This window comes from Pedococcus sp. P2_E4 (assembly GCF_056403935.1).
Map to the genome: position 1 here is coordinate 1 of NZ_JBFUEO010000064.1, position 11,184 is coordinate 11,184.

Genomic DNA, 11,184 nt, shown 5'->3' on the forward strand with positions numbered 1-11,184 from the left:
CCCCCGCCGGGCCGGGGCGAGCGGCCCACAGCCCCGATCCGAGGTCCCTGCGATGGAGGAGCGTGTCGGCAAGCAGCAGCAGGAGGGCCAGGGCCGCGACCGCGAGGCCCACGATCCAGAGGCGGTCGGCGCCATACGGGCTGACCTGTTCGGCCCACCCCAGGAACGACAGCCACACGAGGTGCCGATCGCCACCGGTCGTGGTGTCGGCGAGGGCGCGGACCACGAACGCCAGCCCGAGGACGCCCAGCGCGATCCCCCCGGCGCCGCGCGTGGTGGAGGTGAGCTGCACTGCCACGGCCGTGACCCCGGTCATGACCAGCCCGGCGACGACCTCGACGGCGCCGAGTGCGACCGAGCCCGTGACGGGGACGCCCGTGCCCACGAGGGAGAGGGCCGACAGACCTCCGGTGGCGATGACGGTCGCCGCTGCGAGCAGCACCGCCGCCGCGAGCGGTGCGCGACGCCCGACCACGCCGGCGGAGAGCAGCTCGAAGCGTCCTTCCTCCTCCTCGGTGCGGGTGTGCCGCCGGACGAGGGCGAAGGCGAGGAAGGCCGTGAACAGGCTGCCCATCATCACCGTCTTGACCACCCCGATCCCCGCGGACGTGGGGGAGGGCAGTGGCCCGTACATCGCGGTGAGGGACGGGTTGTCGAGCATCGCCTGCGCACCGGCGGCCGCCTCGGCGTCGGTGGGGTAGAGGTCGAGGGTCGCCGCCATGGACCCGTAGGCGGTGACGACGAGGGCGAGCACTGCGGACACGATGATCCACCGGTCGCGCCGCCAGGCCAGCCGCAGCAGCGTCGCCGTGCCGGTGAACGAGGTCATGCCGGCACCTCCACCGCCGGGTCGTCGCTGTACTGCGACAGGAAGAGCTGCTCGAGGGTGGGCGGCTGGCAGGTCAGTGCCTCGATGCCGTGGACGCCGAGCCGTTGCAGGACGTCGCCCACCGCGCTGGTCTCGACCGACAGAGTGAGGCGCTCGCGGTCCTGGCCCGCGCTCTCGACACCGGGCCAGGAGGCTGCCTCGGTCGGGGACACCGGCCGGGCCAGCGTCACCCCGACCTTGCTGCGAGTGAGGTGGCGCAGCTCGGCCAGCGTCCCGGCGTCGACGATGCGGCCTGCGCGCACGATGCTCACGCGGTCGGCAGTGGCCTCGACCTCGCTGAGGATGTGGCTCGACAGCACCACGGTGCGGCCTTCGGCCCTGACCTGCCTGAGGTGGTCCTGGAACACGCGCTCCATGAGCGGGTCGAGGCCGGACGTGGGTTCGTCGAGGACGAGCAGCGGGACGTCGGAGGCCAGCGCGGCGACGAGCGCGACCTTCTGCCGGTTGCCCTTGGAGTAGGACCTGCCCTTCTTGGTCGGGTCGAGATCGAAGGCCTCGAGCAGCTTGTCGCGCTTGCCTGCGTCGAGGCCTCCGCGCAGCCGCCCGAGCAGGTCGATGACCTCGCCGCCGGTGAGGTTGGGCCACAGCACCACGTCGCCGGGGACGTACGCGAGCTCGCGGTGCAGCTCGGTCGCGTCGCGCCAGGGGTCCCGGCCGAGCAGCGTCACCGTGCCGCCGTCGGAGCGCAGCAGGCCCAGCAGGACGCGGATGGTCGTGGACTTCCCGGCTCCGTTGGGCCCGAGGAAGCCGTGGACCTCGCCCTGGTGGACGGTCAGGTCGAGCCCGTCGAGGGCGGTCGTGGCGCCGAACCTCTTGATGAGGCCGGTGGCCTCGATGACTGCTGTCATGGCTTCGACTATACACAGTTTTCAGAAATCTCTGAATAGTCTAAACTCCACCCATGACCACGAAGGCGCAGCGCCGCACGGCCCAGGCCCGCTTCGTCGAGCGGTTCGGCTCGGACCTCACGGCCGCCGGGATGCAGCGGCTGCCCTCCCGCGTGTTCGCCTGCCTGCTCGCCGACGACGACGGCCGGATGACCGCGGCCGAGATCGGGGAGGCCCTGTCCGTGAGCCCGGCCTCGGTCTCGGGTGCGGTCCGGTCCCTGCAGCAGATGCGGATGATCCACCGCGAGCGCGAGCCCGGCAGCCGCCGCGACGTCTACGTCGTGGCCGACGACGCCTGGCACGACGTCATGATGAACTCGGCCAACATCTACGGACCGCTCGCGCAGACGCTGAGGGACGGCGTGGACCAGGTCGGCGGCGTGGGCACCTCGGCGGGCGCGCGCCTCGCCCTGAGCGTCGCCTTCCTCGAGTTCGTGACCGTCGAGATGCAGCAGCTCTCCGAGCGGTGGGACAAGCGCCGCGCCGAGCTCGGTCACTGACGTGACGAGGCCCACGGTGAGGTGGGCCACGAGCGGTGACCACACCGCATACCGGCTCACTATCGTGGGCGGCATGGCCGTCGACGCACCCGCAGCACGCTCCGAGTCCGACCTCCCGATCAAGGCCGTGTATGGCGCGGCGGATCGCGAGGGCTTCGACCCGGACTCCCAGCTCGGTGAGCCCGGCCAGTTCCCCTACACCCGTGGCGTCTACCCGAACATGTACACGGGTCGGCCGTGGACCATGCGCCAGTACGCCGGGTTCGGCACGGCCAAGGAGTCGAACGAGCGCTACCACGAGCTCGTCGCCAACGGCACCGGCGGGCTCTCGGTGGCCTTCGACCTGCCCACCCAGATGGGCTACGACTCCGACGAGGCGATCGCGCACGGCGAGGTGGGCAAGGTCGGGGTGGCCATCGACTCGATCGACGACATGCGCACGCTGTTCGGCGGCCTGCCCCTGGGTGAGCTGTCGACGAGCATGACCATCAACGCCCCCGCCTCGACGCTGCTCCTGATGTACCAGATCGTGGCCGAGGAGAACGGCGCCGACCCGTCGCGGCTGGCCGGCACGATCCAGAACGACGTGCTCAAGGAGTACATCGCGCGGGGCACCTACATCTACCCGCCGAAGGAGTCCCTGCGCCTCATCAGTGACATCTTCGCCTACTGCCACAAGGAGCTTCCGCGCTGGAACACCATCTCCATCAGCGGGTACCACATGGCCGAGGCCGGGGCGACGCCCGCGCAGGAGATCGCGTTCACCCTGGCGAACGCCAAGGAGTACGTGCGCGCCGCCCAGGCAGCAGGCCTCGACGTCGACGACTTCGCGCCGCGGCTGTCCTTCTTCTTCGTGGCGCGCACGACGCTGCTCGAGGAGGTCGCGAAGTTCCGGGCGGCCCGGCGGATCTGGGCGCGGATCATGCGCGACGAGTTCGGCGCGACCAACCCCAAGAGCCAGATGTTGCGGTTCCACACCCAGACCGCCGGGGTGCAGCTGACCGCCCAGCAGCCCGAGGTCAACCTCGTGCGCGTCGCCCTCCAGGGCCTCGGCGCCGTCCTCGGTGGCACCCAGTCCCTGCACACGAACTCCTACGACGAGGCCATCGCCCTGCCCACTCAGAAGGCCGCCCGCCTCGCCCTGCGCACGCAGCAGGTCATCGCGTACGAGACCGACGTGACCAAGACCGTCGACCCGTTCGCCGGGTCGTACGTCGTCGAGTCGATGACCGACGACGTCGAGGCTGCCGCGCTCGAGCTGATCCAGGCCGTCGAGGACCGCGGGGGAGCGGTCGCCGCGATCGAGCAGGGCTTCCAGAAGTCCGAGATCGAGCGCTCGGCCTATCGCATCGCCCTCGAGATCGACCACAAGGAGCGCACGGTCGTCGGCCTGAACAGGTTCGCCCTCGACGAGGAGGAGCCCTACGAGCCGCTGCGCGTCGATCCGCAGATCGAGCACGACCAGCGCGAGCGGCTCGCCGCCCTGCGCGCCGAGCGCGACAACGCGGCCGTCGAGGCAGCCCTCGAGGCGGTGCGCGAGGCCGCCCGCGGCACGGACAACATCCTCTACCCGATGCTCGAGGCGTTGCGGCTGCGCGCGACCGGCGGCGAGATCAGCCACGCGCTGCGCGACGTGTGGGGACTGTACGTCCCGCGCGAGACCTTCTGAGGCGCCGGGGCCGGGCCGCTGTCGCGGTGAGGACGCGCCGCTGACGCGGTGAGGGCGCACCGCTGACCGGTGAGGCCGCGCCGCTGGACGACGGTCGGGACGCACCGCGCCCGGCGGTAGAGTGCGCCCTGACATGAGCGACCACCACCTGCTGGACGAGATCTGCGCCGACATCGAGTCCCGGCGTGCGGAGCTCGTCGAGTTCCAGCGCGACCTGCACGCGCACCCCGAGCTGTCCCGCGGCGAGACCCGCACGACCGCCAGGGTCGCGCAGCGGCTGCGTGCCGCCGGGATCGCGGTCCGGGTGCTGCCCACCAGCGGACTGGTTGCCGACATCGGAGCCGAGCAGCCGGCATACCGGGTGGCCCTGCGGGCCGACCTCGACGCGCTCCCCGTGGGGGAGCGTTCCGGGCTGCCGTGGGCCTCGACGACCGAGGGCATCTGCCACGCCTGCGGGCACGACGTTCACGTCGCGGCCGCGGTGGGCGCCGGTCTGGCCCTCAAGGCGCACGAGGAGGGGCTGCGTGAGCGTGGCATCGCCGTGCGGCTGCTCTTCCAGCCCGCCGAGGAGGTCATCCCCGGCGGCGCGGTCGACGTCATCGCCCAGGGTGGGCTCGAGGGGGTCGACGCCGTCTTCGCGGTCCACTGCGACCCCTCGCTCGACATCGGCAGCGTCGGGCTGCGCGAGGGGGCGATCACGGCCGCGGCCGACCGCGTGACCGTGCACCTGAACGGCCGCGGCGGCCACACGAGCCGCCCCCACCTCACCGAGGACCTGACCTTCGCGCTGGCCAAGGTCATCACCGAGATCCCCGCGGTCCTGTCGCGGCGGCTCGACCCGCGCACCGCCTTCGCGCTCGTGTGGGGCGAGGTCCACGCCGGGCACGCCGCCAACGTCATCCCTTCGAGCGGCACCGTGGCAGGCACCCTGCGCATGCTCGACGCCTCCGCCTGGACCACCATCGGCCCGCTCCTGTCCGAGGCGGTCCAGCACGTGGTGGCCCCGTATGCCGTGACGGCCGTGCTCGAGCACGTCCAGGGCGTGCCGCCCGTGGTCAACGCCCCGGAGGCGGTGGACGTGCTGCGCGACGCCGCCGTCGGCGCTGGGCTGACGCCCGTGGGCACGGTCCAGTCGCTCGGGGGCGAGGACTTCGCGTGGTACCTGCGCCAGGTGCCCGGGGCGATGGCCCGGCTGGGCACGCGCAGCCCCGGGGGCCGCACCTACGACCTGCACCAGGGCGACCTCGTCGTGGACGAGTCGTCGGTCGTGTGGGCTGCCCGCCTGCTGGCTGGGGCTGTTGTGGCTGGTGTGGTCAAGCAGCCCGCGGCCGGCACAGTCGCGGGTTGATAACACTTTCCTGTCGGTACGCCCCAAGGCCGTAAGAACGGACGTCCCGGGGGGCTATCCTCACGGCCAGTGGCGCCCTCTGCGCCCCTGTACCTACAGAGAGATCGATCTCTGTGCATCCATAGAACAGGAGACAGCCTTGCGTCACGCGATGAAGGTTGCAGCGGTCGTGTCAGTGGCAGCACTGACGCTGGCTGCGTGTGGTGACTCGGGCAATGACTCGGGCACCAGCGGAAGCTCAAGCTCCAGCTCGAGCAAGAAGAGCGACGTCAAGGTCGGCATGGCCTACGACGTGGGTGGCCGTGGCGACCAGTCGTTCAACGACTCGGCAGCCGCAGGCCTCGACAAGGCCAAGGCCGAGCTGGGCGTCGAGGTCAAGGAAGCCGCCGCCGTCAACGGTGAGAACGAGGCTGCCCGCGAGGAGCGCCTCCAGCAGCTCGTCGACGCCGGCTACACGCACGTCGTCGCCGTCGGCTTCGCCTACGCCAAGTCCGTCGGCAAGGCCGCCAAGGCCAACCCGGACGTGCACTTCGCCATCGTGGACGACGCCTCGGCGGACTCCAAGGCCGCGAACGTCGACCAGATCACGTTCGCCGAGAACGAGGGCTCGTTCCTCGTCGGTGCGGCGGCTGCCCTGAAGTCGAAGTCCGGCCACGTCGGCTTCGTCGGTGGCGTCAACGTCGACCTCATCAAGAAGTTCGAGGCTGGCTTCATCGCCGGCGCCAAGGCGGTCAACCCGTCGATCAAGGTCGACTCCCAGTACCTCACCCAGCCGCCGGACTTCAGCGGCTTCGGTGACCCGGCCAAGGGCAAGACCGCTGCCGAGGGCATGTTCCAGAAGGGCGCCGACGTGGTCTACCACGCTGCGGGTGGCTCCGGCGGTGGCGTCTTCACGGCCGCCAAGGCTGCCGGCAAGCTCGCCATCGGTGTCGACTCCGACCAGGCCCTCACGGCTCCGGCCGACGTCCGCTCCGTGATCATGACCTCCATGATCAAGAAGGTCGACGTCGCGGTCTTCGACTTCATCAAGTCGGCGGCTGACGGCAGCGAGAAGTCCGGCAACAACATCTACGACCTCAAGGCCGGCGGTGTGGACTACTCCACGACCGGTGGTCAGGTCGACGACATCAAGACCAAGCTCGATGAGTACAAGCAGCAGATCATCGACGGCAAGATCACGGTTCCGACCAAGCCTTGATCCAACACCTGAACGGGCTCTGAACGGAGTCTGGTCAGCCAGAGGTGGTCGTACACGGCCCGGGCGGCGCGGTAGCGTCTGACCCGGGCCGTGTGCTTCCCTGAACGACCCACCGGTGCCGGAATCGGTTTGCCCGGAACGCCTGAACTGCCCCGAACTCGCCCGCGACGATGCGGGCCCGGACCAGGAGTGTGAGCCATCACTGCCTCCCCACCGCTGACGCAGCCGCCCGCCCAGGGCGGCGAGCTCTCGGCCCCCGCCGTCGAGCTCGAGGGCATCACGAAGCGCTTCCCCGGCGTCGTGGCCAACAAGGACATCGCGTTCACGGTGCGCCGAGGCACGGTCCACGCCATCGTCGGCGAGAACGGCGCGGGCAAGTCGACCTTGATGAAGATCCTGTATGGCGTGCAGCGCCCCGACGAGGGCTCGATCAAGGTCAACGGCCAGCTGGTCAACCTGCACTCGCCGTCCGACGCGATCGCGGCGGGCATCGGCATGGTGTTCCAGCACTTCATGCTCGCCGACAACCTCACGGTCCTCGAGAACGTCGTCCTCGGCGCCGAGAAGCTGCACGGCATCGGTGACGGGGCCAAGACCGAGATCAAGCGAATCTCCGAGGCCTACAAGCTCGACGTCGACCCCGACGCCCTCGTGGCAGACCTCGGGGTCGGGTCCCGCCAGCGCATCGAGATCCTCAAGGTCCTCTACCGCGGCGCCAAGATCCTCATCCTCGACGAGCCCACCGCCGTCCTCGTGCCCCAGGAGGTCGACGAGCTCTTCGACCAGCTCGCCGAGCTCAAGGGCGAGGGACTCACGGTGCTGTTCATCTCGCACAAGCTCGACGAGGTCCTCAAGGTGGCCGACCGCATCACGGTCATCCGGCGGGGCACCACCATCGACACCGTCGACCCCAAGAGCGTCAACGCCCGGCAGCTGGCCGAGCTGATGGTCGGGTCCGAGCTCCCGTCGCCGACCACCGAGGAGTCGACGGTCACCGACCGGGTGCTGCTCAAGGTCGACAACGTCGTCCTCGGCGGCTCGGGTCGTCCGGCCCTCGACGACATCTCCCTGACGATCCACGCCGGTGAGGTCCTCGGCATCGCCGGGGTCGAGGGCAACGGCCAGGCCGAGCTCGTCGAGGTCATCATGGGCATGCGCGAACCCACGTCGGGTCGCGTGTTCCTCGAGGACACCGACATCTCCGACTGGCACGTCCGCGAGATCCGTGAGGCCGGCGTCGGTTACATCCCCGAGGACCGCCACCGGCACGCCCTGCTGCTCGACGCACCCCTGTGGGAGAACCGCATCCTCGGCCACCAGACCGAGCGCCCGAACGTCAAGGGCCAGCTCATCGACGCCGCCTCCGCCAAGAAGGACACCGAGCGCATCGTCGCCGACTACGACGTGCGCACCCCGTCGATCTTCGTGACGGCCGGCTCGCTGTCCGGCGGCAACCAGCAGAAGCTCATCATCGGCCGCGAGATGAGCCACAAGCCCAAGGTGCTCATCGCCGCCCACCCGACCCGTGGGGTCGACGTCGGCGCGCAGTCGAGCATCTGGGACTACATCCGCGCAGCGCGTCGAGAGGGGCTGGCGGTGCTGCTCATCTCGGCCGACCTCGACGAGCTGATCGGCCTGTCCGACACGATCCGCGTGATCCTGCGGGGCAAGCTCTCCGGAGAGTTCGACCCCGACAACGTGACCGCTGAGGACCTCGGCGCCGCCATGACCGGTGCCGGGGCCAAGGGCGCCGGTGCCACGGATCCGGGTGCCACGGATCCGGGTGCCACGGATCCGGGTGCCACGGAAGACAAGGAGCAGTCCCGATGAGCGGCCTCAACCCGCGCCGGATCCTCATGAGCGTCGCCGCTCCGGTCCTCGCGCTCGTCGTCGCGTTCGTCGTGACCTCGCTGGTCCTCGTCGCCGTCGGCGACCCGGTGGGCGACGTGTGGAAGACGATCCTCGCGGTTCCCAAGCCGCGCCAGAGCGTCAACATCATCAACGCGGCCTCGGTCTTCTACCTTTCCGCCATCGCGGTCGCCGTCGGCTTCCGCATGAACCTCTTCAACATCGGCGTCGACGGGCAGTACCGCATCGCGGTCTTCGCGGCTGCCGTCTTCGCCGGCCAGGCGTGGCTCCCGGGGCCGCTCAACATCCTCGTGAGCATCCTCGTGGCGATGCTCGCCGGTGGGCTCTGGGCGAGCATCGCGGCATACCTCAAGGTGAAGCGGGGCGTCTCAGAGGTGATCTCCACGATCATGCTCAACGCGATCGCGACGGGCGTCGTGAGCTGGTTGCTGCTCAAGGTCGCGGACCGCCAGGAGGGCAGCAACTCGATCAACACCAAGACGATCCCGGAGTCGTCGCAGCTCGAGGGGTTCAAGCTCCTCCCCGGCGCGACCAACCGGGTCTACACGTTGATCCTGCTGGCGATCCTCGTCGGCTTCCTCTACTGGTTCATCCTCGGCAAGACGCGTTTCGGGTTCGACCTGCGGGCCACTGGCCGCTCCGAGACGGCTGCGGTCGCGAGCGGTGTCAAGGTGCCGCGCATGGTGATGACCGCGATGATCGCCTCCGGCGCCCTCGCGGGCCTCGTCGGTATGCCGTTGCTGTTCGGCCAGGACTTCAACTACGGCACGACGTTCCAGGCGGGGCTGGGCTTCGCGGGCATCGCCATCGCGCTGCTCGGGCGCAACAACGCGGTCGGCATCGCCTTCGCGTCGCTGCTGTGGGCCTTCCTCGACGTGCAGTCCAACGCCCTGCAGATCCAGGCAGGCGTGGCCCAGGAGCTCGTCAACATCATCCAGGGCGTCATCCTCTTCGCCGTCGTCATCGCCTACGAGCTGATCCGGCGGGCCGACAAGCGGCTCGAGCAGGCCAGGGTCGCCCGTGAGCTCGCCGCCCAGCGAAGTGCCAAGCCCGCCACGGAAGGAGCCCCGGCATGAGTGCCGCAGGACTCGAGGTCGGCACGCAGACGGTGGTCGACAAGCCCAAGCGTCGCAAGTACGGCCTGCGCGAGTGGGCGGTGATCGCGGTCGGTGTGCTGGCCATGATCTCGATCCTGCGCGTCGTGACCGGTGCCGACGACATCGCCTCGTCCGGAGCCCTCGCCGCCGCGATCGGTCTCGCCGTCCCCATCGGTCTCGCCGGCCTCGGCGGCCTGTGGTCGGAGCGCGCTGGAGTCGTCAACATCGGACTCGAGGGCATGATGATCCTCGGCACCTGGGGGGCCGGCTTCTTCGGCTACCACATGGGGCCCTGGGCGGGCATGCTCGGCGCGATCTTCATGGGCATGCTCGGTGGCCTCATCCATGCCGTCGCCACCGTGACCTTCGGGGTCGACCACATCGTGTCCGGTGTCGCCCTCAACATCATCGGCCTCGGTGTGGCCAAGTACCTCGCGGCGCGGTTCTTCAACGGCCTCCCGGGAGGTGGCCCCACCCAGTCCCCGCCGATCGACCCGCTGCCGAGCTTCACCCTGCCGGGGATCTCCGACGGGCTGGGCACCCTCGAGAAGAAGAACTGGTTCTTCGTCAGCGACGTCGCCGCGGTCCTCCGCGCAGCCTGCACCAACCTGTCGATCCTCACGATCATCGCGATCCTGCTGTTCGTCGGCACCTGGTGGGTCCTGTGGCGCTCCGCCTTCGGCCTGCGCCTGCGGTCGGTCGGTGAGTCGCCGGTGGCTGCCGAGTCGCTCGGCGTCAACGTGATGCGCTACAAGTTCCTCGCGGTGCTGATCTCGGGTGGCCTGGCCGGCCTCGGCGGCGGGTTCCTCGCCCTCGTGGCCGCCAACATCTACCGCGACGGACAGACCGGTGGTCGTGGTTACATCGGCCTCGCAGCCATGATCTTCGGCAACTGGCGACCCGGTGGCCTGCTCTCCGGCGCGGCCCTGTTCGGCTACACCGACGCCGTCCAGCTGCGCGGTGGCGCGACCGTCCACGCGTTCCTGCTGCTGTTCGCCGTCCTGCTCATCGCGGTCGGCATCTGGCAGCTGGTCCGCAACAAGCGCACCGTGCAGGGCGTGCTGGCGATCGTGGTCGGCGTGCTCGTCGGCTGGTGGTACCTCGCCGCGGACGCCGTCCCGGCCGAGCTCACCGGCACGACGCCGTACGTCACGACGCTGCTGGTGCTCGCCTTCGCCTCGCAGCGGCTGCGGATGCCCGCCGCCGACGGCCAGATCTACCGCAAGGGAGAGGGGCACTAGGTGCCCACCGACCCTGCGGCACAGCCGGAGGAGGGGTATGCCGGTGAGCCAGCCTCACCGCATACCCCACCTCCCGCGCCCGAGCACCTCGACTGGGAGTCGTTGCGCGCCAAGGCGATCGAGGTCATGCACAAGGCGTACGCGCCGTACTCCCACTTCCCCGTGGGGGTCGCCGGCATCGTCGACGACGGCCGCGTCGTCGTCGGCTGCAACGTCGAGAACGCCGCGTACGGCGTGGGGCTGTGCGCGGAGTGCGGCATGGTCTCGGAGCTGCACGCCTCCGGTGGCGGCCGCCTCGTCGCGGTCTCGTGCGTGGGCGGCGACGGCCAGCCGTTGATGCCGTGCGGGCGGTGCCGCCAGCTGCTCTGGGAGAACGGCGGCCCCGACTGCCTGCTGCTGACCCCCCAGGGTGTGCTGCCGATGCGTGAGGTCCTGCCCCAGGCGTTCGGTCCCGACAACCTCTCGATCGCCCAGCCGCCCCCCGCC

At 70.1% G+C, this 11,184-nt stretch carries 9 protein-coding genes and 1 pseudogene; 8 read left to right on the forward strand and 2 right to left on the reverse strand.

Annotated elements, in window-relative coordinates:
- Both AC1DV7_RS17535 and AC1DV7_RS17540 read right to left on the reverse strand, forming a co-directional pair.
- Positions 1–829 (reverse strand): annotated as a pseudogene (locus AC1DV7_RS17535) (ABC transporter permease); the annotation flags it as partial.
- The gene (locus AC1DV7_RS17540; RefSeq protein ID WP_477598618.1) at positions 826–1,737 is read right to left on the reverse strand and encodes an ABC transporter ATP-binding protein; all 912 of its coding nucleotides are present in this window, start codon (positions 1,735–1,737) and stop codon (positions 826–828) included. The gene AC1DV7_RS17540 and the pseudogene AC1DV7_RS17535, both read right to left, overlap by 4 nt.
- A 53-nt stretch (positions 1,738–1,790) precedes the next feature.
- On the opposite strand from AC1DV7_RS17540, the gene AC1DV7_RS17545 reads away from it, so the two are divergent.
- The 8 genes from AC1DV7_RS17545 to AC1DV7_RS17580 all read left to right on the forward strand — a co-directional run.
- Positions 1,791–2,276 carry a GbsR/MarR family transcriptional regulator gene (locus AC1DV7_RS17545; RefSeq protein WP_477598619.1) on the forward strand — a complete coding sequence of 162 codons (486 nt, stop codon included), beginning with the start codon at positions 1,791–1,793 and terminating at the stop codon, positions 2,274–2,276.
- Positions 2,277–2,349: 73 nt separating this feature from the next.
- Positions 2,350–3,945, forward strand: coding sequence for an acyl-CoA mutase large subunit family protein (locus tag AC1DV7_RS17550; protein ID WP_477598620.1), 1,596 nt, complete (start codon positions 2,350–2,352; stop codon positions 3,943–3,945).
- 133 nt (positions 3,946–4,078) lie between these two features.
- Complete coding sequence (locus AC1DV7_RS17555) at positions 4,079–5,293, forward strand: amidohydrolase (protein WP_477598621.1); 1,215 nt, start codon at positions 4,079–4,081, stop codon at positions 5,291–5,293.
- Between the two features lie 151 nt (positions 5,294–5,444).
- A complete protein-coding gene (locus AC1DV7_RS17560) occupies positions 5,445–6,491 on the forward strand; it encodes a BMP family lipoprotein (RefSeq protein ID WP_477598622.1) in 1,047 nt (348 codons plus the stop codon).
- Positions 6,492–6,791: 300 nt separating this feature from the next.
- Entirely contained in the window at positions 6,792–8,321 is a 1,530-nt protein-coding gene (locus tag AC1DV7_RS17565) for an ABC transporter ATP-binding protein (protein ID WP_477598623.1), read from the forward strand.
- Entirely contained in the window at positions 8,318–9,436 is a 1,119-nt protein-coding gene (locus tag AC1DV7_RS17570; RefSeq protein WP_477598624.1) for an ABC transporter permease, read from the forward strand. Before AC1DV7_RS17565 ends, AC1DV7_RS17570 begins: the two co-directional genes overlap by 4 nt.
- On the forward strand, positions 9,433–10,698 hold the full coding sequence (locus AC1DV7_RS17575; protein ID WP_477598625.1) for an ABC transporter permease: 1,266 nt from the start codon (positions 9,433–9,435) through the stop codon (positions 10,696–10,698). Before AC1DV7_RS17570 ends, AC1DV7_RS17575 begins: the two co-directional genes overlap by 4 nt.
- Positions 10,699–11,184: cytidine deaminase (locus tag AC1DV7_RS17580; RefSeq protein WP_477598626.1), on the forward strand; the 486-nt coding region annotated here is incomplete at its 3' end.

Excerpts from the sequence above, each read along its gene's own strand:
- AC1DV7_RS17555 (WP_477598621.1), top strand. The coding sequence starts at position 4,079 with ATGAGCGACCACCACCTGCTGGACGAGATCTGCGCCGACATCGAGTCC.
- AC1DV7_RS17545 (WP_477598619.1), top strand. The coding sequence starts at position 1,791 with ATGACCACGAAGGCGCAGCGCCGCACGGCCCAGGCCCGCTTCGTCGAG.
- AC1DV7_RS17540 (WP_477598618.1), bottom strand. The coding sequence starts at position 1,737 with ATGACAGCAGTCATCGAGGCCACCGGCCTCATCAAGAGGTTCGGCGCC.
- AC1DV7_RS17550 (WP_477598620.1), top strand. The coding sequence starts at position 2,350 with ATGGCCGTCGACGCACCCGCAGCACGCTCCGAGTCCGACCTCCCGATC.
- AC1DV7_RS17560 (WP_477598622.1), top strand. The coding sequence starts at position 5,445 with ATGAAGGTTGCAGCGGTCGTGTCAGTGGCAGCACTGACGCTGGCTGCG.
- AC1DV7_RS17575 (WP_477598625.1), top strand. The coding sequence starts at position 9,433 with ATGAGTGCCGCAGGACTCGAGGTCGGCACGCAGACGGTGGTCGACAAG.
- AC1DV7_RS17570 (WP_477598624.1), top strand. The coding sequence starts at position 8,318 with ATGAGCGGCCTCAACCCGCGCCGGATCCTCATGAGCGTCGCCGCTCCG.